Source organism: Enterobacter sp. RIT418 (assembly GCF_003057745.1).
Lineage (GTDB): Bacteria > Pseudomonadota > Gammaproteobacteria > Enterobacterales > Enterobacteriaceae > Enterobacter.
This window is the reverse complement of the sequence record NZ_QBJD02000008.1, coordinates 47,363-69,819: the sequence shown is the minus strand read 5'-3', so window position 1 is coordinate 69,819 and position 22,457 is coordinate 47,363. Positions and strand designations below refer to the sequence as shown.

The following is a 22,457-nucleotide window of genomic DNA, read 5'->3' as shown; positions in this document are numbered from 1 at the left end:
TACAAGTGTGTAATGCGGCGCCATTATGCGTCAGATTTATGACAGATTTATGAAAAACATTACCACCATAAATGGCAAACTGTTGTTTTATTACAGCGGTTATTTTCCGCTCCTCGACAGTTTATAATCCTGCTTTCTTATTATTGCCACGGATCTCCTATGCGCATACTTCACACCTCGGACTGGCATCTGGGTCAAAATTTTTACAGTAAAAGCCGCGCGGCCGAACACGACGCGTTCCTGCGCTGGCTGCTGGACACGGCTCGGGAGCAGGAGGTGGATGCCATTATCGTGGCGGGCGATATTTTTGATACCGGCCAGCCGCCGAGCTATGCGCGCGAGCTTTATAACCGCTTCGTGGTGAATCTTCAAAAAACGGGCTGCCATCTGGTGATTGTCGCCGGCAACCACGACTCCGTGGCAACGCTGAATGAATCCCGCGATATTCTGGCGTTCCTCAACACGACCGTCGTCGCCAGCGCCGGACACGCGCCGCAGATCCTGAACAAGCGCGACGGCACGCCCGGCGCGGTGCTGTGCCCGGTTCCCTTCCTGCGCCCGCGCGATATCGTGCAAAGCCAGGCCGGGCTTTCCGGCGGTGAAAAGCAGCAGCATCTGCTGCAACGCATTACCGAGTACTATCACCAGCAGTATGCCGACGCCTGCGCCCTGCGCGGCGAACAGCAAATTCCAGTGATTGCGACCGGGCACCTCACCACAGTTGGCGCCAGCAAAAGCGACGCGGTGCGCGACATCTATATCGGCACGCTGGATGCCTTCCCGGCGCAAAATTTCCCCCCGGCGGACTACATCGCACTCGGGCACATTCACCGCGCGCAGGTCATCGGCGGCTGCGAACATATTCGCTACTGCGGATCGCCCATTTCGCTCAGCTTTGATGAAACCGGCAAAGCAAAATCCGTGCATCTGGTGAGCTTCACCGACGGAAAACTCAGCGCCGTCGAGACGCTGGAGGTGCCCGTCACCCAGCCGCTGGCGGTGCTCAAGGGCGATCTTGACGCCATTACCGCCCAGCTTGAGCAATGGCGCGATGCCGCGCTGAATCCGCCCGTCTGGCTGGATATCGAAATCACCACCGACGACTACCTGCACGATATGCAGCGCAAAATTCAGACGCTGACGGAGGATCTGCCGGTGGAAGTGCTGCTGGTGCGCCGCAGCCGCGAGCAGCGCGAGAAAATCCTGTTAAGCGCGCAGCGGGAAACGCTCAGCGAGCTGCGGGTTGAAGAGGTATTTGAACGCAGGCTTTCGCAGGAGGAAATCGACGATGCGAAGCGCGCAAGGCTTAGCGAACTGTTTAGCCATACCCTCCAGGCGCTGAACGACGAGGACGACAACGCATGAAAATTTTGAGCCTGCGCCTGAAAAACCTCAACTCGCTCAAGGGTGAATGGAAAATCGACTTTACCGCAGAGCCGTTTGCCAGCAACGGGCTGTTTGCCATTACCGGCGCGACAGGCGCGGGTAAAACCACCCTGCTGGACGCCATCTGCCTGGCGCTTTACCACGAGACGCCGCGCCTGAATAAGGTCTCCCAGGCGCAAAACGATCTGATGACGCGCGACACCGCCGAGTGCCTGGCGGAAGTTGAATTTGAAGTAAAAGGCATCGCCTACCGCGCGTTCTGGAGCCAGAACCGCGCGCGAAACCAGCCGGACGGCAACCTGCAGGCGCCGCGCGTTGAGCTGGCGCGCTGCGAAGACGGTAAAATCCTCGCGGACAAAGTCAGCGATAAGCTGGAGCAAACCGCCGCGCTCACCGGCCTGGACTACGGCCGCTTCACCCGCTCAATGATGCTCTCTCAGGGGCAGTTTGCCGCCTTCCTGAATGCCAAACCGAGCGATCGCGCCGAGCTGTTAGAAGAGCTGACCGGCACGGAAATTTACGGCCAGATTTCGGCCATGGTCTTTGAAAAACACAAGGCCGCCCGCAGCGCGCTTGAGATATGCGAAGCGCAGGCCGCGGGCGTGGTGCTGCTTGACGAAGAACAGCAGCAGCAGTTGCAGCAAAGTTTGCAGGCGCTTACTGACGAAGAGAAAATCCTGCTGGCTGAGCAGCAAAACCACCTGAAAGCGTTCCAGTGGCTGACGCGCAGCGACGAGCTGATTCGTGAACAGCAGCGTGCCGCCGCTTCGCAGCAGCAGGCGCAGCAGGCACTGACCGATGCCGCGCCGGAGCTGGCAAAGCTCCAGCTCGCTCACCCCGCCGCCCAGCTGCGCCCGCTGTGGGAGCGCCAGCAGGAGCAAACCACCCGCCTGGCGCAGACCACCCAGGCCATTGCTGAAGTAAATACTCGCTTACTCGATAGAGCAGCGCTGCGCTCGCGTATTCGTAACGCCGCGCTCCGCCATCGGGAGCAGCTTCAGGCCGAGCATACGGCCCTGGCGCAATGGCTGAGCGAGCTTGAACGTTTTGGCCAGTGGGGACAGCAGATTGCCGGCTGGCGGGCGCAGTTCGCGCAGCTAAATCGCGATAAACACCAGCTTGCAGCGCAATCGGCGCGCATTGCTGAACTGCGCCAGAAGCTGGCTGAAATGCCGGAGAACGCGCTGACGCTGACGGCGGAGGCCATCACAACGGCAATGGAGCAGCAGGCGCAGTCGCGGGCGCTCCGCCAGCGCCTGACCGCGCTTCACGCGCGCTATCAGCCACTGCAAAAACGGCTGCGCCAGAATGCGGAAAGCGTGCAGAAAGCGCAGGCTGAGCAGGTAAAACTTAACGAAACCCTGAGCCTGCGCCGTCAGCAGTACAAAGAAAAAAACCAGCACTATCAGGATGTTGTTACGCTTTGCGAGCAAGAAAAGACCATCAAGAAACTGGAGGCGGAGCGGTCAGATTTGCAGTCAGGCAAACCTTGTCCGCTCTGTGGTTCAACCACTCATCCGGCCGTCACGGAATACCGGGCGCTGGAGCTGAGCGCCAACCAGCTGCGCCGTGACGCGCTCGCCAAAGAGGTTGCCGCGCTGAAAGACGAAGGGCTGCTGGTGCTCGGGCAGGTGAATGCCCTGACCCAACAGATCCAGCGCGAGACAGAAGACGCTCAGGCGATCTCTCAGGAAGAGCAAGCGCTCACTAAAGAGTGGCTGGAGGTCTGCACCTCCCTGAACATAGCGCTGAACATTCAGGATGATATCGCCCCCTGGATGAACGAGCAGGAGCACTACGAGCGCCAGCTCTATCAGCTCAGCCAGCGCCTGACCCTGCAAAACCAGCTCAATGAGCTGGACGCACAGGCGCACCAGTACCAGCAGCAGCTGACCTCGACGCGCCAGGCGCTGTCGTCCTCGCTCCAGCCGCTGTCGCTTAACGTGCCCGATGAGGGGGCTGAGAGCGTCTGGCTCAGCGCACGCGAAACCGAATATGCCCAATGGCAGGAAAAACAGACCCAGCACGCGGCGATTCAGGAACGTATAAACGCGTTGATGCCCATTCTGGACACGCTGCCGGTCGGCGACGACGCACAAGCCGAAGCGGTGATTCCTGAACACTGGCGCGCGATCCACGACGAGTGCGTGTCGCTGCAAAGCCAGCTCAATACGCTTCAGCAGCAAGAGACGCTGGAGCGCGAACGGCTCCAGCAGTCTCAGGCCCAGTTCAGCGCCGCGCTGGACGCAAGCTGCTTCGCCGATCGCGACGCGTTCCTCGCCGCACTGCTGGATGACGATACCCTCCGCCGCCTTGAGCAGCTTAAACAGACGCTCGAGAATCAGCTCCAGCAGGCCACGGCGCTGGCCGGGCAGGCCAATCAGCTGCTTGCCGGGCATCAGACGCTTCGCCCACAGGGGCTGGAGGCCGATGCGCCAGCGCTGCAGGCGACGCTGACGCAGCTGGCGCAAAAACTGCGTGAAAATACCACGCGTCAGGGCGAGATCCGCCAGCAGCTCAAGCAGGACAGCGATAACCGCGCTCATCAGCAGGCGCTAATGCAGCAAATTGCGGAGGCTTCACGGCTGGCGGACGACTGGGGATATCTTAACGCGCTCATCGGTTCCAGCACCGGGGACAAATTCCGCAAGTTCGCGCAGGGGCTGACGCTGGATAATCTGGTCTGGCTCGCCAACCAGCAGCTTAACCGCCTGCACGGGCGCTACCTGCTGCAGCGTAAACCGAGCGACGCGCTGGAGCTGGAAGTGGTGGATACCTGGCAGGCCGACGCGGTACGCGATACCCGCACCCTTTCCGGCGGCGAAAGCTTCCTGGTCAGCCTGGCGCTGGCGCTGGCGCTTTCCGATCTGGTGAGCCATAAAACGCGCATTGATTCGCTGTTCCTCGATGAAGGCTTCGGCACGCTGGACAGCGAAACGCTGGATACGGCGCTGGACGCCCTCGACGCGCTGAACGCCACCGGTAAAACCATCGGCGTGATTAGCCACGTTGAGGCGATGAAGGAGCGCATTCCGGTGCAGATCAAGGTGAAGAAGATTAACGGGCTGGGGTACAGCAGGCTGGATAAGGCGTTTGCGGTGGAGTAAATGGGGGTGGATGCGGTCTGATGCCCTCACCCTGGCCCTCTCCCACGGGGAGAGGGTAAAAACACCAAAAACAGCAACTTACGTTGCTGTTTTGCTTTTACCTTGCCTCACCCTGGCCCTCTCCCACGGGGAGAGGGTACTAACATCAAAACAGCAACTTGCGTTGCCGTTTTGCTTTTATTCCGGCCACAGCCACGCCGCGCCGCGCACGCCGCTGGAGTCGCCGTGTACCGCTTTACGGATCGGCGTTTCGCACTCGCCGCCAAATACCCACTGCTTCACCAGGTTCGGCACCGTGGCGTATAGCCGGTCCACGTTGCTCATGCCGCCGCCGAGCACAATCACGTCGGGATCGAGAATATTCACCACGTGCGCCAGCGATTTCGCCAGCCGCAGCTCGTAGCGGCTGAGCGCCAGCTCCGCAACCGGATCCTGCTCTTCGACCAGCCGCATAATTTCATTGCCCTTCAGCGGCTGACCGCTCAGGCGGTGGTAGTCGGTCGCGAAGCCGGTGCCGGAGATAAACGTCTCAATACAGCCCTGCTTGCCGCAGTAGCACGGCACTTCCGCGCGGTATTTCAGTTCGTCCTCGTCCATCCAGGGCAGCGGGTTGTGCCCCCACTCGCCCGCCGTGCCGTTGCCGCCAATGTGTGAACGACCACCAAAGGCCACGCCCGCGCCGCAGCCGGTGCCGATAATCACCGCAAACACGGTCTGCGCGCCGGCCGCCGCGCCGTCGATAGCTTCAGACACCGCCAGGCAGTTCGCATCGTTTGCCAGCCGCACCTCGCGGTTCAGGCGCGCGCTCAGGTCTTTATCAAACGGCTGGCCGTTGAGCCACGTCGAGTTGGCGTTTTTAACCACCCCGGTGTAGGGCGAAATCGAGCCCGGAATGCCCATCCCGACGGTGCCGGTCTGCCCCGTCTCCTGCTCCGCCATCTCAACGAGCCGGGCGATCGTCTCGATTGTCTGGCGATAATCATCGCGCGGCGTAGGCAGGCGGTGGCGAAACAGCTGTTCCCCCTGTTCGCTCAGCGCAATCACTTCTGTTTTCGTACCGCCCAAATCAATACCAATACGCACGGGTGACTCCTCATTATCTTGATTATCAACAGAGTAGAAGCACGCTTCCCGATTAGCAATGCAAGGGATGCGACAATTCGTTATCATGCCCGCTGATTTAACGACAAGGCCGTGGAAATTATCATGCTGTGGTTCAAAAATTTGATGGTTTACCGTCTCAGCCGCGACGTTTCGCTGCGTGCAGAAGAGATGGAAAAACAGTTAGCCGCTTACACCTTTTCCCCTTGCGGTAGCCAGGATATGGCGAAAACCGGCTGGGTTCCGCCAATGGGTTCACAAAGCGATGCGCTGACCCACGCCAGCAGCACGGGGCAAATCATCGTTTGCGCCCGTAAAGAGGAGAAAATCCTGCCGACGCCGGTGGTGAAGCAGGCGCTCGAAGCGAAGATCTTCAAGCTGGAAGCCGAACAGGGCCGCAAGCTGAAAAAAACGGAAAAAGATTCACTCAAAGACGAAGTGCTGCACTCTCTGCTGCCGCGCGCGTTCAGCCGCTTCAGCCAGACGATGATGTGGATCGATACCGTCAACGGCCTGATCATGGTGGACTGCGCCAGCGCCAAGAAAGCGGAAGATACGCTGGCCCTGCTGCGTAAAAGCCTCGGCTCGCTGCCGGTGGTACCGCTGGCGCTGGAAACGCCGATCGAGCTGACGCTGACCGAGTGGGTGCGCAGCGGGACGGCCGCGCAGGGCTTCCAGATCCTCGACGAAGCGGAGCTGAAGGCCCTGCTTGAAGACGGCGGCGTGATCCGCGCGAAAAAACAGGATCTGGTCAGCGACGAAATCGCCGTACACATTGAGGCGGGCAAGGTGGTGACCAAGCTGGCGCTGGACTGGCAGCAGCGCATTCAGTTCGTAATGTGTGATGACGGCTCGGTGAAGCGCCTGAAGTTCTGCGACGAGCTGCGCGATCAGAACGAAGATATCGACAGGGAAGATTACGCCCAGCGCTTCGACGCGGACTTTATCCTGATGACCGGCGAGCTGGCGGCGCTGATCCAAAGCCTGGTGGAAGGTCTCGGCGGCGAAGCGCAGAGATAATCGCCCTTCACTCTAACCCTCTCCCCATAGGGGAGAGGGAAAAAATTATTTCAGATATCGGCACAGATAAGAGGTTGGCTCAGCAACCTGTAAATGAAACTCGCTGTGGCCCGGCACGTTGAAAACCTGCCCGGCAGAATAGACCTTCCACTCCGTTTCCCCCGGCAGTAAGACGTTCAGCGCACCGCTGACAACCGTCATTTCTTCCGCTTCCGCCGTACCAAAGGTGTATTCCCCTTCAGCCATAACGCCCACGCTGGCGCGGCCAGTGCTGCTGCTGGTAAAACCAATCGATTTCACTTTACCGGAAAAGTATTCGTTACTCTGAAGCATAGGCTGTCCCTTGTATTTTTAGATAAAAATCCACTATAGGGGCCATGCTTGTAACCTGTCACGCAAAATCATCAGGCCAGCAGCTCGGAGGCCAGGCGGGCCACCAGAACGTTCGATAAAAGTACGGGAACGTCCAGCGCCTTTTGCAAAAGGTCGCGATGGCGCTGGTGAAAACCAAGGCAGTCCAGCATCAATACATCCGCGCCCGACTCTATCAGCTCGCGCCCTGCGGCAATCAGCTTGGTTTCGCTGTCCCAGAACGGGTTCGCCAGCGCATAGTGCGGCGGATTCGCCAGCGCCTTCCACTTGTTGGCCTGATTATCAATAAGTTCTTCGATTGGCACGATCACCCCAACCTGATGCCCGTCCACGATCGAAGCCACCAGCGGCGGGATGATGCGCATCGGTTCGAGCAGGATCGCATTTCGCGCGACCAGCCCGGTAATCGGAGCCGTGCTCATCAACAAAATGACGTCATAGCGTTGATTATCCAGCACTTCAATCACGCCCTGCAGGGCGCGCTCGATCTTCTGCCGGGAAACGTGCGCCATTTTACCGTCGCTTAACAATGTCGGCAGGGGGTCCTCTCCCGGTTCTATCGCGTAGTCTTCCATGACCTCTTCCCGACTCATCTTGCCGAGCAGGCTCAAATGCGAGATCTGTTGTTCAGAGACATGCTCCGTTAAGAGCGGTAATACTTCGCTTACAGGAACCACCCCGATCGTGAGGATCGCCAATGTTGCCTTCATTTTTTTCGCCTTCAATCACTACCACTGCGTTAACACAGGCACAGGCTCACTACGCTGTACGGTTTTGTTTTCAAATAAACAGCAAAAAAGCGTAGCAGCAGATCTCTACAGCGAAGTGTAAAGATCTGGCGGCCTTTCCGAATCTACCTGTAATAACTAAATATTAACCCCTGCTTAACAACACCGATGAGTTAAAAGTGTGATTCAGGCACGGTTGTGACGAATTTAGGATTTCTATCAGGACTTTTCAGGATCTTCGTAGCGCCGCTTGGCGTCCAGCGCTTCCTGCTCGGTTTCATGTTCGCTGATTAGCGAATCGGGCTTAGGGTGATCGGCCCGCAGCTGGTACCAGGTCACGGTCCGATCGGTGCTGCCTTTTTCTACGGTCACGATGCGCGCTTCGCGCGGATAGGGAGGTCTGGTTGGCATAGCTCATCCTTATTTTTTGTCTGAGCTATGAGTATAGACGGCGGCTAGCTGGCGCAGGCTAAAGGCAGGACGGTAATAATCTGATTTACCACTTCCTGCGGCGAAAGAGAGGCATCAACAACATGGTGCGCCGCCTCGCGGTAGAGCGCATCGCGCTCCTCCAGCACGTCGCTGACCTCTTCGCTAATCGGTTTGCCCGTCAGCGTTGGCCGCTGGCCCTCTTCCGGAAACGCCTCAAGACGGCCAACCAGCGTGTCGACCGGCGCGCAGAGGTAAATCACAATCCCTTTTTCGCGCATGAACTGGCGGTTGTGCTCTGCCAGGATAATTCCACCGCCCGTGGCAATCACGGTTGAAGGCGCGGCAACGGCCTCCAGCGCGGCGGTTTCACGCGCGCGAAAGCTTTCCCAGCCCTCTTTCTCGACAATCTCGGCGATGGTTTCGCCGGCAACCGCCTGAAGCCGGTGGTCGGTATCGACAAACTGGCTTTGGCACGCGCGCGCCAGTTCGAGGCCAACGGTGGTTTTCCCACAGCCGCGGGGGCCAACTAAAAAGATGGGTTGGGTCATAACCAGGTGTTCCCCTTGATGCCGGATGGCTGAAGACTGTAAAGAAATGATTGCAGAAGATGTTGCGCTAACTTTACTGCAAAGCAGCAGGGAAAGACAACCCCGATGCGTCTCACCCTACCATAAATGAAAACAATTATCATTAAGCCGTGCGGCGTTTAACTTCCAGCAGCCATTTATCCAGCTCGGCGGCAAACTGCTGGCGATCCCTTTGGGATAAGGAGTCCGGCCCGCCGGTTTGCACGCCGCTGGCGCGCAGGGTGTCCATAAAATCGCGCATGGTGAGCTTTTCGCGAATGGTGGCGGGCGAGTAGCGTTCTCCGCGCGGGTTCAGCGCCGCGGCCCCTTTCTCCAGCACTTCGGCGGCCAGCGGAATGTCTGCCGTAATCACTAAATCTTCCGCGCTGCACAGCCGCACAATTTCGTTATCCGCCACGTCAAAACCAGCCGGAACGCGCATGGAGCGGATAAAGCGGGACGGAGGAACGCGGATATTCTGGTTCGCCACCAGCGTCATCGGCATCTGCACGCGCTCGGCGGCGCGGAATAAAATCTCTTTAATGACATTCGGACACGCGTCCGCATCAACCCAAATCGCCATATTCTCTCCCCTAATGACATTGACGGCTATTGTCGCCTGCTTTTCATTGTTAAGCTATCCATCAGAGATAACGAGGCATAATAACGGAGAAACGTGATGGATAAGAAAATCGGGTTTATCGGCTGCGGCAACATGGGCAAAGCCATTCTCGGCGGCCTGATCGCCAGCGGCCAGGTGCTGCCGGGGCAGATTTGGGTCTATACCCCATCACCGGATAAGGTCGCCGCGCTGCGCGACGAGTACGGCATTAACGCTGCCGAAAGCGCGCAGGAAGTGGCCCAGGTGGCCGACATCGTCTTCGGTGCCGTCAAGCCTAACATCATGATTAAGGTGCTGAGCGAAATCACCTCCAGCCTGAATAAAGATACCCTTGTGGTTTCGATTGCCGCGGGCGTCACCCTCGATCAGCTGGCCCGCGCGCTCGGCCACGACCGTAAAATTGTGCGCGCCATGCCGAACACGCCGTCGCTGGTCAATGCAGGGATGACTTCCGTCACCCCTAACGCGCTGGTAACCTCCGAAGACGTGGCCGACGTGCTGAATATTTTCCGCTGCTTCGGTGAAGCCGAAGTGATTGCCGAAGCGATGATCCACCCGGTAGTGGGCGTCAGCGGCTCCGCGCCCGCGTACGTCTTTATGTTCATCGAAGCCATGGCCGACGCCGCCGTGCTGGGCGGTATGCCGCGCGCTCAGGCCTATAAATTTGCGGCCCAGGCGGTGATGGGCTCCGCCAAAATGGTGCTGGAAACCGGTAAGCATCCGGGCGAGCTCAAGGACATGGTGTGCTCCCCAGGAGGCACAACCATTGAAGCCGTGCGCGTGCTGGAGGATCGCGGCTTCCGTTCGGCGGTGATCGAGGCAATGGAAAAATGCATGGAAAAATCAGAGAAGCTCAGTAAGTCCTGAAGGAAATCATCGGGCGTCAGGCTGCCACTTCGGTGCGGCCGCGCCCGGCATTTTTGGCCTTGTACAGGGCAACGTCCGCCGCCTTCAGCCACGCGCGGTAGTGTTCAAACTGGGGCCCCCAGGCGGCAACCCCCACGCTTATCTGCAACCGCTCGCCCGGCGCGCCGGGAAGCGACATATGCTCCAGACGCTCGTGCACGCGTGACATGGCGGCAATCCCGCTTTCGGCCGACGTGCCGGACATGATCACCGCAAATTCGTCGCCGCCGAAGCGGCCGATACAATCCCCGGCGCGCAGCGTCATCTGCAGCTGCCGCGTGATGGCGATAATCGCCTCATCCCCCACGTCGTGCCCCCAGGTATCGTTGATATTCTTGAAGCGATCGATATCGATGAGCAGGATCGTCGCCCCCTGGCGGCTGCGGCGACACGTTTCATACTCGTTGCGCAGAAGCATTTCCCAGTGGCGGCGATTAAAGACGCCCGTCATGCCGTCGCGCGTGCTCATCAGCGCCAGCCGCCGCCGGTGTTCCGCCAGCCGGATTGCCGTTCGGTAGCTTAGCCAGGCAAAGAGTATCGGGTAGCACACCAAAAACGGCAGGGTTAGCCCCCACTCAAGCGGCTCGGGAGAGAACGCGCTGACGCTGCCCGCCAGCTGCAGGGTCACCAGCGTTGACAGAACGGTGATGGCAAGCCCGGCGATAAATAACCGGCATCCGCCCGCCCCCATCATATTCATGGCGATCATCACCACCAGCGCCACCGCTGGCAGGGCGTTCACGCCCATCAGGCCGATCCAGATGCCCGCCACCATCGCGTCCACTTTGAGGTTCAGGATCTCGCGCGCGCAGGGATCGGCCGCGCGGCAGGCTAACTGCCACGCCAGATGCGGCCAGACGAAGGCCCAGCCGACCAGCAGAAGCCACCATCCGCCTGACAGAAAATGGGTGACCAGCACGCTGGCCATAGGGAGAAAGAGCCCCGCCAGCCCAACGATACGCGCCAGCCGGATCCGCCGCGAAAACGGGATGCCGGATCGGTGGGGATCATCCGGAGAAAGGCTGCAGGACCACTCTTCCCGAATGTTCTCATCATTGTCATAAAATTCATCATTCATCATTTTTGGGAATATTCTGAAACAATTTCCCAAATTATAGAGAGGGGGTCTGCGGGGAAAGTATGAAATTTCGGGTGAGCCCCGTCAGGCGCTCACCCGTTCGGACTACGCTTGTTTTTTTAGGCAACCGCTCATGAACTTGCTGCGATCGTCTCCCTTCAGCATCTGCTGCGTGGCCTGAGCGTTACATTCACGCATTCTTTGCTGCTGCGGGGTCAGGCTTTTCTCGCCCGGTTTAGCAGCACCATTTTTGAGGCAGTCGCTCATGTAGGTTTTACGCTCATCCCCTTTCAGCGTTTTCGCGGTTGCCTGTTGGTTACAGGTGCTCATGCGCTGCTGCTGCGGAGTAAGCGTCTTTTCTGCCGCGTGGGCATTCGAGATGAGAAACAGGCCTGAAAGTAGGGTAACCAGTAATGTTGTTTTCATTGCACCATCCTTTTGTGAAGTTCCATCCTAAGTCTGGTTCGTCGCGGAAAAAAAACCACCCGACAGCGCGGATTTCTGCCGGGCGTTTCGCTTACTTCAGGCCGAGGGCCGCCTTCATGGTGTAGAACAGATCCGTCTGATCGGTCAGCCCGACCACGTTGGCCGCGTGAGGGCCATACGCCGCGATGCGCAGCTGCGTGCCGGTGTGTTCCATCGACTCTTCTTCCGAGTTACCGTAGCTCATCACCATCACCGCGCCGTCCTTGGTATTCAACGCCTGCGTCAGGCCAGGGGCTTTAACGTCCGGCGGAACGATCTGGCTGGCGTGGGCGTGGTCAGCGGTGACGATGACCAGCGTATTGCCATCCTTCTTCGCGAACGCGAGCGCTTTTTGCACCGCTTCGTCCAGGTCAACCGTTTCGCCAATCTGGCCGCACGGGTTCGCCGCGTGGTCCTGCTTGTCGATGGAAGCGCCTTCCACCTGCAGGAAGAAGCCTTTTTCATTGTGGCTCAGCAGGGAGATGGCCTTATCCGTCATGTCTGCCAGCGTCGGCACGCTGCCGTCGCGCTTCGGGTTTGGCGTACAGGTCACGGCCGGTTTGTCGAGGTTGCCATGATAAGAGGCTTTCGGCCCTTCCCAGCGCACCGGCATATTGCCGTCCGAGAACAGCCCCAGCACGGGCTTATCCTGATTCGCTTCCGTGATGGCCGTCAGAGACGCCGCGTCGCTGACCATCTGGTAGCCGCGCGCCTGCGCCTGCTCGCGCAGCGTTTTGCCCTGCCACTCGCCCGCCGTCGCGGTTTCCGCGAAGGTTTTTGCCCCGCCGCCCAGCGTCACGTCCGGGCGCGCGTTCAGCAGCTGTTCGGTGATGGAGCCCTTGCCGCCCTTCTCCAGCGCGTTGGTAGGGCATTTTTCGCTGGTGACGGACGGCCCATAGCATTTACGGGACGTAACGTGCGACACCAGCGCTGCCGGGGTGGCATCCTGCAGCTCGGCGGTTGAGACGTTGCCGGTTGCCAGCCCCGCCGCTTTTGCCATTTCAAGAATCGTTTGATGGTCTTTTTCGTGTATATCTACGCCCAGCGCGCCGTTATAGGTTTTCACCCCGGTTGACCACGCCGTAGCGGACGCGGCGGAGTCGGTCACGTAGTCCGGCTTGCCGGTTTTTTTATCCAGCGCATAGTGGGTATATTGCCCGGTCAGCGGCAGCGCATCGATCCCTTTAAAAAAGCCGCCCGCGCCTTCAGCGTAATTTCGCGCGGCCGTGATTTCGGAGTCACCCATGCCGTCGCCGATCAGCAGAATGATATTTTTAGCGGGTTTATCGATTAGCGATGCGCGAATGGCCGCGGTTTGATCTTCTGACAGGCGACGGGCACCGCCCGGCTCGGTGATATCACCTTTTGCGGCGCGATTACCCTGCTGTGGATTATTTGCGGTATCGGCATGAATTACGGGGGTAAATAACAGGGGGACTAAAGCAATGAAAAGTGCGCTCTGTTTCAATTTATTTTCTCCATGTACAAATACATAAAAAATAAAACAGAGCGACTATAGGCAACCTGCATGACATTTCTATGACACGCATTCAGTGTCTTTGAAAGGTTAACTGCGAGGATGCCTTAATAGCTTTTTTACGTATTGTTGCAGCATCTCCGCGTCGTGTGCGGGAACCTGCGGATCGGGCTTTGCACTTTCCAGCGCGCCTTCCACGCTTTGAATGAGCGCATCCTGCTCCTGCTTAGACATGTGTCGCAATAGCGCGGTGACGACAATTTCCAGCGCCTCGACCTGGGCGACCAGCTCTTTTGACTCTTCTTCCTTTTGTGCAAGCTTCAGCAGCAACTCAGCAATGAGGTTTTTCATCGTGCTATTTCCTTATCAGATTTTTCCTGAACTTAGCACTCTCCTTTCGTAATGCAAAGAGAAGAAAAGTATTATCTTATGCAAAAGTGAAGTTAGTTCATAAACCGGATAATTTAATTATCAGCGAAACGTTTTGCTATTATAAAAACCATTATCCCGACATGGGTACATTCTCATCCGGTAGCCCACATTTAGTTATGAACAACAGGGCTACCATAAGAATATATAATATTAACGCTGATATTTTGCCGCCGCGATTTGCCCCCGACGACGCAGCGCAAAGGCGAGCTGGATAATATTCAGCAGGACCACCACCGCCGTTGCGGCAAATACCCAGCGGAACCCCGCCATCGCCGAGACGGACGCGCCAATGAGCGGACCGGCAACGTTGCCTAAATACATGAAGGACTGGTTATAGCCAAAAAAACGCCCGGTGACCTGATCGCTGGAATATTTCACCAGCAGCGTTTGCACGGCGGGCAGCATCGCACCGTCGGCAAACCCGAGCAGGAAGCGCAGCACGCCCAGCTGGAACGGTGACGTCACGAACGACATCGCAAAGAACAGCACCACCGCAAAAATCAGCGTCGCCATCAGTATTCTCGCCGTGCCGATCCTGTCCCCCAGCTTGCCCAGACGCGGCGCGGAAATCAGCGCCGAGACGCCGGGCACGGCGGCAATCATTCCGCTGAGGAACGCGATGTTGTTGCTGTCCGGCGCCATTGATTTGATAAACAGCGCCAGAATGGGCCCCACCGAGCCGTTACAGAGCTGGATCACCATGGTGGTGACAAACAGGCTAATCATCAGGCCGGGGTACGGCAGCGAGGCAAACACCGCCCTGCCGCTCAGGCGTTCGGCTTTACTGACGGTCGGCCTTCCCCCTTCCTTGATCAGAAAGAGCGTGACCAAAAAGCTCACGACCAGCAGGATCGCGGTGATGAAAAACACCGCGCGCAGCCCAACGTGGTCAGCCAGAAAGCCTCCCATCAGCGGGCCGCCAATCACCCCGCTTATTTGCGCCGTGGAGAGCGTGCTGAGCGCCCAGCCACTGCGCTCGCGCGGAACCTGCGAGGCCACCAGCGCCATGGCGTTCGGAATGTACCCGGAGGTTAGCCCCATAATCGCGCGGAGAATAAACAGCTGCCAGACGTTAGTGGCAAACGCCTGAAGGAGTATGGCGATGGCCATGCCCAGCGACGCCCGCAGCAGCATCAGCTTGCGGCCCTTACGGTCCGCCAGGCTGCCCCACATGGGAGAGACGATGGCGGAAACCAAAAACGTTACGCTGAAGGTCAGCCCCGACCACATCGAGAGCGCTTCGTGAGATGACACGCCCAGCTGCGCCACGTACAGCGGCAAAAACGGCAGGATCTGGCTGATGGCAAGTCCGGTAAAGAAACAGCCAAACCAGACGGAGATGAGGTTAACTTTCCAGGATTCCATACGGATTCGGTCTTCATTTTAAGCAAATTCGCCCACAGATTAGCAAGTTACGTTCGCTAGCGTGGTACCAGAGGTGCGGCTCCGACGACTTTGGCGTTTTATCTTCCCAGTCATCATATTTGTGAAACATGTCACAACTTAACCATTTTCCGGCGGAAGATTATGCTTTAGCGGCACAGGCCAAAACCGCGCATCCCGAGATGAAAATGGTTGGCGTGCGCGGCGTTATAGTTCGGCCCTAGCCCGTTCCCGTAATAGCCGCAGCTGGCCGCCAGAAGCGCCCCCAGCCAGGGCTGCGTGCCGGCCGACGTCCATCCGTTAAGGATCGTCACGCGCCGTCCGCTTGTCAGCCGAAAGGCGCTGATATCCAGCGCGTCGGCGGTGGCGTGTTCGCTCAGGCGCGCATCGGGGCGATGATAGATATTTCGGCAGGCAAAGCTGCCCAGATGCTCAATTTGCGCAAGCTCGCTGCCCATATAGGCTCGGGTCAGCGGACGGGCCTGCTGGCTGACAAACAGCGCGGAGCTGAGCGCCAGCGGGCAGCTGGCCAGAAAGCTGCCGCTGAGGGCGACCGGGCCGAAACTGCGCACCCGCACCACGTTGCGCAGCGGGCAAGCGCCGTCGCTGTCCGCAACGGCCTGCGTGCGGATTAGCGCGCGCCGGTTGGCCTGGACCAACAGTTGTTCGCACGCCTCTGGCGTCAGGCGCCTAAGCTTGAACTGCGTGATTTTACCGGGCGGATCGTCGAGCGTAAGCGGCGTGAACGGGTTGTAATAGGACGGCAGCCAGCGGTATCCGACCGCGGCAGCTCCGGCGATTAGCATAATAATCAGCAGGCTTTTTCCTTTCACTTATCTCCCCCTTATCGCCTCAAAACATTATGGCAGAAGGCCGCGAAACCCGCAGGGCATCGTGGTATGTTATAGGCTTTTCGTCAGACTGGAAGAGAGTTAAATGGCAAAGCAGCGGGTGGGTATTGTCTTTGGGGGTAAATCGGCGGAACACGAGGTTTCATTGCAGTCGGCAAAAAATATTGTCGATGCGATTGATAAAAACCGTTTCGACGTGGTGCTGTTGGGCATTGATAAGCAGGGCCAATGGCATATCAACGACGCAAGCCAGTATCTGTTAAACGCTAACGATCCGGCGCATATCGCGCTAAATCCTTCCGAAACCAGCGTTGCCACCGTGCCGGGCGTTGCTCAGGGCCAGTTTATCGATGCGGGAAATGCCCGCGCGCTGGCGCAAATTGACGTGGTGTTCCCGATTGTACACGGCACGCTGGGTGAAGACGGCTCCCTGCAGGGAATGCTGCGCATGGCTAACCTGCCGTTTGTCGGTTCCGACGTGCTGGGCTCCGCCGCCTGCATGGATAAAGACGTCACCAAGCGCCTGCTGCGCGACGCCGGTCTCAACATCGCGCCGTTCGTCACCCTGACCCGCGCCAATCGTGACAGGCACAGTTTTGCCCAAATCAGCGAAAAGCTCGGCCTGCCGCTGTTCGTTAAGCCCGCCAACCAGGGCTCGTCCGTGGGCGTAAGCAAGGTGACCAGCGAAGCGCAGTTCAGCGACGCGGTTCGCCTGGCGTTTGAGTTTGACCACAAGGTGGTGGTTGAACAGGGAATTAAAGGGCGTGAAATTGAGTGCGCCGTGCTGGGCAACGATTTCCCGCAGGCAAGCACCTGCGGTGAAGTGGTGCTGAACAGCGATTTCTACTCGTACGACACCAAATACATAGACGATAAAGGCGCGCAGGTGGTGGTGCCAGCGGATCTCGATCCGGCCATCAACGATAAGATCCGCGCGATCGCCGTTGAGGCCTATCAGGCGCTGGGCTGCTGCGGAATGGCGCGCGTGGACGTGTTCCTGACGCCGGAAAATGAGGTGGTGATCAACGAAATCAACACGCTGCCGGGCTTTACCAACATCAGCATGTATCCCAAGCTGTGGCAGGCCAGCGGCCTGAGCTACCCGGAACTCATCACCCGCCTGATCGAGCTGGCGCTGGAGCGTCACGCCGCCGACAGCGCCCTGAAAAGCTCCGTCAACGGCTAATCGGCCTTATTTGCCGTTTCCGCCTCGCCCGCTGACGCCTCTTCAGGGCGTCGGCGGATAATAAACCCGGCCAGCCAAAAGCTAATCACCCACGTCACCAGCCCCACGGCATACGTTTGCCAGCCTTTCGCTTCAAACCCCAGCAGGCCGACCACGCCGTTCAGAATAAAGATCAGGCCAATCGCAAAGGCGTAGTAATGCCAGTCACGGCGTAATTTGGAAGTGAGCTTCATGACAACTCCGGCAGGGAAAGAGGGCTATCCTCTCACAGTTTTTCGGCCAGGTCTGTGGCGGATGCGGAAAATCTGAAACGCGACGCAGTTTCACTTAAGTCACCAAATTGTGATGTGCCACAGAATTCGATAATCCAGGAGGATTCCTGACGGCAAATTACCACGATTCTGATATTGACAAATGCTATGACCTGTCACACTCACCCTGTACGACGCCATTCTGAACAGTGCGATTCCGGGAGGTCTTTTATGGCTGATTTCACCTTATCAAAACCGATTTTTGGCGGCAAACACCCCAAAACCTCCACGGCGGGGAACATCGCTTATGCTCTGTTTGTGCTGTTCTGCTTTTGGGCAGGGTCACAGCTGCTGAACGTGCTGGTTCACGCGCCGGGCGTTTATGAACATCTGATGCAGGTTCAGGACAGCGGCCGCCCGCGCGTTGAGATTGGCCTGGGCGTAAGCACCGTGTTCGGGCTTATTCCTTTCCTGTTCGGCTGCGCGGTCCTCGGTGCCATCGCCCTGGTGCTCCGCTTCCGCCGCCCCCGCTGACCTACAGCCCCATACAGCGAGCCCGACGATCGTCCACGCGCTTAGCGAACCACGCGGTGGTCAGATTACGCGTGATCTTCGGGCTCTCAAGCTGAATGCCGGGCAGCATCGCTTTCGGTAACGCTTTCCCGCTCTTCTGCTCCGCAAGCTTAAATACCTGCTGATACAGATCGGTTTTCTCGAACGCCAGGCTATCGCCCTTCTCCAGCTGGCGGCGGATTTCGCTGTCGCTCATCCCAAGCTTCGTGGAAAGCTTACGCACCGCTCGCTCGGTGCTGCCCGCCTCGCTGCTGCCGTAGGCGATCAGATCGCCATCCAGCGCCAGCTTGACGCCGCTCGCGCGGCTGACCGCGTTCTGGAAGGCGGCATTTCGGCTCGCGTACCAGCCGGCGTTAAAGTCCGCGAAGCGGTATAAAGGCTCATCGTAGTTCGCCGGATAGTTCAGCAGGTGATATGTGCCAAACCACAGCCCGCCGCGCAGGGAAAAGACCTCCTGACGCACCGTGCCGTCGATTTTCCACGGATAGCCGTCGGTATGTTTTTCAGCAAACGCGATGCTGACCTGCATCGGGCCGCCGGTGTGCACCGGGTTGAGCGAGCCAAACAGCTTCTGCCCCATCGGCACCATGCCGATAAAATCATCAAAAATGGCGCTCAGCTGCTTCTCGGTTTTCACCGCGTCCAGCCGATCGCTGTAGCTTTTACCGTTTGGCGAGGTGATTTTCAGCGCGGTATGCACCAGGAACACCGGAATGTGCATGGATTCGGCGCGACGGTCGATCTCTTTCCAGGCAATTTTATTCAGGCCGGGCACGGCCGGGTCCGACTGGTACATCGACTCCTGCTGCGCCACCGCCAGCACCGAGCAGATGTTCTCCTCGGTAGGAGCAATCTTCTGGCTTTCGAAGGTTTTTGCTAAGGCATCAGCCCATTCGCTGCGATCCTTGACGCTGGCGGGCATTTTTTGCCGCACCACGCTCGCCACGTCCACGGGCTTCTCGCCCTTTTTGAGCGGCGCGGCGCCCTTATCGGCACAGCCCGCCAGCACGAAGGCGGCAACGAAGGACAGCGGTAACGCGCGGGGTACGGCAAAAGACATAGCAACTCCCTGTTTTAGCTAAAGGTATTGGTTACTTCCTGCAGGTCTTTGTCGTCCAGCTCGCGCTCGAAGCTGCGTAAACGCTTATATATGGACATCAGCTCGACCAGCGTGGTCCAGGAGCTGATCAGGTACTGGAACGAACTTCTCACCTGATCAAAGACGTTGGTGATTTGGGTCATTAGGCCCAGGGTAATTGTCCCTGCAACTATTGACGGGAACAACAGGACTATTCCAAAAACCGTATCAGCCTGGAGATACAAAATGCGCGCAATATTGAAGTACATATAGTGGAAGTAGAGCTTGAAATAGTTATAGCGTACGTTTTTAAACAGCGCTTTAACCGTTGGCGGCGCGGCGCGGGAGGGATCGTCCTCGCCATACACAAGCTCTTTTCGATAGGCCGCTTCCACGCGCTGGTTTTTGAACTGTAGCCCCGGCAGCTTAATCCCCACAACCGCAAGCATCCCCGTCCCCATAAGAGACCAGACCAGCGCCGCGATAACCAAACCATAGGGTAGATGGCCCACGATCGGAAGTTCAGGCACGTGGGGGGAAAGCGCAATCAGAATGGGTAAAAACGCGATGAGCTTCATCACGGCATTGAGCAAGCTGACCCCCATGTCCTCCAGCGTCGATGCAAAGCGCATGGTGTCTTCCTGAACACGCTGCGCGGCGCCTTCGATATGGCGCAGGCGCTGCCAGTTCGCCATGTAGTATTCGTTCATCGCGGTGCGCCAGCGGAAAACGTAATGGCTCACGAAGAAGTTATTCAGGACCGCGACCGTTACGGCAATCATGGCAATGCCCATAAAGCTCACGAGACCGGCATAGAGTTCACCAATGGGAACCTTATTCGGAGCGCTCAGCGCTTTTTGGATGAGGTCGTAAAACGGAGCATACCAGGCGTTAATCGCAACGCTCACTTCCACCATGAACCAGGTGACGAAAATGATCAGTGCGGACCCTAAAATCGACCAGTACTGCCAGCGGTGCGGAGAGTATTTGAACCAGAACAGGGCAAACAGCCCCACGCACGCGGTGTAGTAGGCGTAAAAGAGCAAGAAGCTTTGCGACCAGAAGCGCGCTGCGCTAATCGGCACGTCGCTCGCGGCGCCGGTGAGGCGCATTAGCCACGCGCCGCCGCCCACCTGCCAGAACAGGACGGCGATCAGTGCCCAAATAAATGCCGACAGGAAAAAAGGCCCCGGCTTTGGGAAAAAAGACGTAAACATATTGCTTCCTTCTTGTTGTTATGGCTGTTGCTGTGTACAACACTTCGCCCTACTTAAAACCTGCCCGAGCCCGTCTCCCGGCCCGGGTAAAATGGTCAGACCCGACGCGTGATTATTAGTTCGTTTTCCCGTTTCGAGAATTGTTTCGGTGCGTTTCAAACGCCATGAGGCTGGAACACCGCGCCCTATCATAAGGCCGACGTCACAAAATGGGAGATGCGTCTTGCGGAAATTGTTTACGTTTACCCATCGTTACGTTTTTCTCGCTATGGTTATGTAATTCGGGCCATTGCGCGGAATCGTTTAGTAGTATAAATACCCATTACTTTTCCTGTTCACCTCTATGGATGCATTTCGTTGAAACGTTGTCTGCTTTTTATCGCCGCGCTGTGTGCGGCGAGCGTCGCTCCCGCCCAGGCAGCCCAGCCGCTGACGGCGCCCGCGCTGGCTTCAGATATTGCCGATCGCTACGCCAATCTGATCTACTACGGCAGCGGCGCGACGGGCATGGCGCTGGTCGTGATCGACGGCAATCAGCGTGTGTTTCGCAGCTTTGGCGAAACGCGCCCGGGAAATAACGTCCACCCGCAGCTGGACTCGGTGATCCGCATTGCCTCCATCACCAAGCTGATGACCAGCGAAATGCTGGTGAAGCTGCTCGACCAGGGCGTGGTCAAACTTGACGATCCGCTCAGCAAGTACGCCCCACCGGGCGCACGCGTCCCAACCTACCAGGGCACGCCGATTCGGCTGGTCAACCTCGCAACCCACACCAGCGCCCTGCCGCGCGAGCAGCCGGGCGGAGCAGCCCATCGTCCGGTATTCGTCTGGCCAACCCGCGAGCAGCGCTGGAACTATCTCAGCACCGCCGCGCTGAAGACCGCCCCGGGCTCGCAGGCGGCCTATTCCAACCTGGCCTTCGATCTGCTGGCCGACGCCTTAGCCTCGGCATCCGGCAAACCGTATCCCCAGCTTTTTGAAGAGCAGATTACCCGCCCGCTGGGCATGAAGGACACCACCTTCACCCCGTCGCCGGACCAGTGTAAGCGCCTGATGATAGCGGAAAAAGGCGCCAGCCCGTGTAACAACACCCTGGCCGCCGTCGGCAGCGGCGGCGTCTATTCCACGCCGGGCGATATGATGCGCTGGATGCAGCAGTTCCTCTCATCCGATTTTTACTCTCGCAGCCCGCAGGCGGACAGGATGCAGACCCTGATCTACAAGCGCAGTCAGCTAACGCGCCTGGTGGGCATGGACGTGCCGGGTAAAGCGGACGCGCTGGGGCTGGGATGGGTGTATATGGAGCCGAAAGACGGCCGTCCGGGGATCATCCAGAAAACCGGCGGCGGCGGCGGATTTATTACCTATATGGCGATGATCCCCCAGTCAAACGTGGGCGCGTTTGTGGTGGTCACCCGCTCGCCGAACACGCGCTTCGTCAACATGAGCGACGGGGTTAATAATTTAGTCGCCGAACTGAGTGCTAACAAAGCGCAGGTGCTGACGGCCTCTAACCAGAATTAATATTCAGCGGGCAAACGGTTTACGCTGACCAGTTTGCCCCTGCTCATGCTGATGTAATTTCCCTCTCTCAGTGCGGCCAGCACTTCTGCCACTACCGAGCGTGAAATACGTGTGCTTCGCTGAATATGATTCATTACGCCTATTTTAGAGCGCAGATTATCATCCCATGTAGCCATATTAAGCAGCATGGCCCGGATCTGGGCATATGAATTATTGCCAACCAGCTGCATATCGCGCCGCTGCAATAGCCGATTAATCCACAAAATCCAGGTAAAGGCATCCTGCCAAATATTTTCTTCATCAATACGCTGATAGTTTTTTATGGCAGGTAAATAAAACCCGCTACAGGGTGTTCTTGCGACAATATTATATTCGGACGGGTTACCCAGCATATCGGACGTAAGGCCAAATATGAAAGGCGCGGTCGCAATACCGATCAATAATTCATCTGACTGACGATGAACGGCGACAATGCCCGTTTGCAAAACAACGGTGGTAGGAGAATCATCAGCGCAACGATAAGAAAGAATATGGTGCTTAGGTATTGTAAAAGGAATGCCTTCGGGTTTCAGGCACCGTTCAAGCCGGCTTAATTCAGCAAGTGGTTTCGCATCAACGTTCATGCAGACCTCAAGTCATCTGTCTTTTTCGGTTCTATATTATTTTCTCTTGTTACAGTAAAAAGCGGGAGAGACGATCTCT

At 57.8% G+C, this 22,457-nt stretch carries 23 protein-coding genes; 7 read left to right on the top strand and 16 right to left on the bottom strand.

What is annotated here, in order from left to right:
- Nucleotides 1-159: 159 nt before the first annotated feature.
- Both sbcD and sbcC read left to right on the top strand, forming a co-directional pair.
- Nucleotides 160-1,365: an exonuclease subunit SbcD gene (gene sbcD / locus DBY73_RS11200; RefSeq protein WP_112011222.1), complete on the top strand. Its 1,206-nt coding sequence runs from the start codon at nt 160-162 to the stop codon at nt 1,363-1,365.
- On the top strand, nt 1,362-4,493 hold the full coding sequence (sbcC, locus tag DBY73_RS11195) for an exonuclease subunit SbcC (RefSeq protein WP_112011221.1): 3,132 nt from the start codon (nt 1,362-1,364) through the stop codon (nt 4,491-4,493). Before sbcD ends, sbcC begins: the two co-directional genes overlap by 4 nt.
- A 177-nt stretch (nt 4,494-4,670) precedes the next feature.
- On the opposite strand, the gene mak is transcribed toward sbcC, so the two are convergent.
- On the bottom strand, nt 4,671-5,576 hold the full coding sequence (gene mak / locus DBY73_RS11190; RefSeq protein ID WP_112011220.1) for a fructokinase: 906 nt from the start codon (nt 5,574-5,576) through the stop codon (nt 4,671-4,673).
- Nucleotides 5,577-5,699: 123 nt separating this feature from the next.
- Here mak and rdgC point away from each other — a divergent pair, with 123 nt between their 5' ends.
- Nucleotides 5,700-6,614, top strand: coding sequence for a recombination-associated protein RdgC (gene rdgC / locus DBY73_RS11185; protein WP_112011219.1), 915 nt, complete (start codon nt 5,700-5,702; stop codon nt 6,612-6,614).
- A 45-nt stretch (nt 6,615-6,659) separates the two neighbouring features.
- Here rdgC and ppnP read toward each other — a convergent pair whose 3' ends face one another.
- The 5 genes from ppnP to DBY73_RS11160 all read right to left on the bottom strand — a co-directional run bounded on the left by ppnP (nt 6,660) and on the right by DBY73_RS11160 (nt 9,295).
- Nucleotides 6,660-6,947 carry a pyrimidine/purine nucleoside phosphorylase gene (gene ppnP, locus DBY73_RS11180; RefSeq protein WP_003859131.1) on the bottom strand — a complete coding sequence of 96 codons (288 nt, stop codon included), beginning with the start codon at nt 6,945-6,947 and terminating at the stop codon, nt 6,660-6,662.
- A 71-nt stretch (nt 6,948-7,018) separates the two neighbouring features.
- Entirely contained in the window at nt 7,019-7,696 is a 678-nt protein-coding gene (locus DBY73_RS11175; protein WP_112011218.1) for an AroM family protein, read from the bottom strand.
- A gap of 237 nt (nt 7,697-7,933) precedes the next feature.
- Complete coding sequence (gene yaiA / locus DBY73_RS11170) at nt 7,934-8,125, bottom strand: protein YaiA (protein WP_112011217.1); 192 nt, start codon at nt 8,123-8,125, stop codon at nt 7,934-7,936.
- Nucleotides 8,126-8,169: 44 nt separating this feature from the next.
- On the bottom strand, nt 8,170-8,694 hold the full coding sequence (gene aroL, locus DBY73_RS11165; RefSeq protein WP_112011216.1) for a shikimate kinase AroL: 525 nt from the start codon (nt 8,692-8,694) through the stop codon (nt 8,170-8,172).
- A 142-nt stretch (nt 8,695-8,836) separates the two neighbouring features.
- Entirely contained in the window at nt 8,837-9,295 is a 459-nt protein-coding gene (locus DBY73_RS11160) for a YaiI/YqxD family protein (RefSeq protein WP_112011215.1), read from the bottom strand.
- A 96-nt stretch (nt 9,296-9,391) separates the two neighbouring features.
- Here DBY73_RS11160 and proC point away from each other — a divergent pair, with 96 nt between their 5' ends.
- Complete coding sequence (proC, locus tag DBY73_RS11155; protein WP_112011214.1) at nt 9,392-10,201, top strand: pyrroline-5-carboxylate reductase; 810 nt, start codon at nt 9,392-9,394, stop codon at nt 10,199-10,201.
- A gap of 16 nt (nt 10,202-10,217) precedes the next feature.
- On the opposite strand, the gene adrA is transcribed toward proC, so the two are convergent.
- From adrA to DBY73_RS11125, 6 genes are all read right to left on the bottom strand, one after another.
- Nucleotides 10,218-11,321 carry a diguanylate cyclase AdrA gene (gene adrA, locus DBY73_RS11150; RefSeq protein WP_112011213.1) on the bottom strand — a complete coding sequence of 368 codons (1,104 nt, stop codon included), beginning with the start codon at nt 11,319-11,321 and terminating at the stop codon, nt 10,218-10,220.
- Nucleotides 11,322-11,423: 102 nt separating this feature from the next.
- On the bottom strand, nt 11,424-11,744 hold the full coding sequence (psiF, locus tag DBY73_RS11145) for a phosphate starvation-inducible protein PsiF (protein WP_112011212.1): 321 nt from the start codon (nt 11,742-11,744) through the stop codon (nt 11,424-11,426).
- A 91-nt stretch (nt 11,745-11,835) separates the two neighbouring features.
- Nucleotides 11,836-13,251 carry an alkaline phosphatase gene (phoA, locus tag DBY73_RS11140; RefSeq protein WP_112011211.1) on the bottom strand — a complete coding sequence of 472 codons (1,416 nt, stop codon included), beginning with the start codon at nt 13,249-13,251 and terminating at the stop codon, nt 11,836-11,838.
- A gap of 99 nt (nt 13,252-13,350) precedes the next feature.
- A complete protein-coding gene (gene iraP / locus DBY73_RS11135) occupies nt 13,351-13,611 on the bottom strand; it encodes an anti-adapter protein IraP (protein ID WP_112011210.1) in 261 nt (86 codons plus the stop codon).
- Between the two features lie 231 nt (nt 13,612-13,842).
- Nucleotides 13,843-15,057, bottom strand: coding sequence for a multidrug efflux MFS transporter (locus tag DBY73_RS11130; protein ID WP_112011209.1), 1,215 nt, complete (start codon nt 15,055-15,057; stop codon nt 13,843-13,845).
- Between the two features lie 167 nt (nt 15,058-15,224).
- Nucleotides 15,225-15,908: an extensin family protein gene (locus DBY73_RS11125; RefSeq protein ID WP_112011208.1), complete on the bottom strand. Its 684-nt coding sequence runs from the start codon at nt 15,906-15,908 to the stop codon at nt 15,225-15,227.
- A 103-nt stretch (nt 15,909-16,011) separates the two neighbouring features.
- Between DBY73_RS11125 and ddlA the strand changes: the two genes are divergently transcribed.
- Entirely contained in the window at nt 16,012-17,112 is a 1,101-nt protein-coding gene (ddlA, locus tag DBY73_RS11120) for a D-alanine--D-alanine ligase (RefSeq protein ID WP_112011207.1), read from the top strand.
- Here ddlA and DBY73_RS11115 read toward each other — a convergent pair.
- Entirely contained in the window at nt 17,109-17,345 is a 237-nt protein-coding gene (locus DBY73_RS11115; RefSeq protein WP_112011206.1) for a DUF2754 domain-containing protein, read from the bottom strand. The genes ddlA and DBY73_RS11115 overlap by 4 nt on opposite strands.
- A 249-nt stretch (nt 17,346-17,594) precedes the next feature.
- On the opposite strand from DBY73_RS11115, the gene DBY73_RS11110 reads away from it, so the two are divergent.
- Nucleotides 17,595-17,897, top strand: coding sequence for a DUF2755 family protein (locus tag DBY73_RS11110; RefSeq protein ID WP_112011205.1), 303 nt, complete (start codon nt 17,595-17,597; stop codon nt 17,895-17,897).
- Between the two features lies 1 nt (nt 17,898).
- Here DBY73_RS11110 and DBY73_RS11105 read toward each other — a convergent pair whose 3' ends face one another.
- A complete protein-coding gene (locus DBY73_RS11105) occupies nt 17,899-18,996 on the bottom strand; it encodes a DUF1615 domain-containing protein (RefSeq protein WP_112011204.1) in 1,098 nt (365 codons plus the stop codon).
- A gap of 14 nt (nt 18,997-19,010) precedes the next feature.
- Nucleotides 19,011-20,231, bottom strand: a complete 1,221-nt coding sequence (gene sbmA / locus DBY73_RS11100; protein WP_112011203.1) for a peptide antibiotic transporter SbmA — start codon at nt 20,229-20,231, stop codon at nt 19,011-19,013.
- Between the two features lie 357 nt (nt 20,232-20,588).
- Here sbmA and ampH point away from each other — a divergent pair, with 357 nt between their 5' ends.
- Nucleotides 20,589-21,755 (top strand): D-alanyl-D-alanine-carboxypeptidase/endopeptidase AmpH, encoded by a 1,167-nt coding sequence (gene ampH, locus DBY73_RS11095; RefSeq protein ID WP_112011202.1) that lies wholly within the window; start codon nt 20,589-20,591, stop codon nt 21,753-21,755.
- Here the strand turns inward: ampH and DBY73_RS11090 are convergent.
- A complete protein-coding gene (locus DBY73_RS11090; RefSeq protein WP_112011201.1) occupies nt 21,752-22,378 on the bottom strand; it encodes a helix-turn-helix domain-containing protein in 627 nt (208 codons plus the stop codon). The genes ampH and DBY73_RS11090 overlap by 4 nt on opposite strands.
- Between the last annotated feature and the right edge of the window lie 79 nt (nt 22,379-22,457).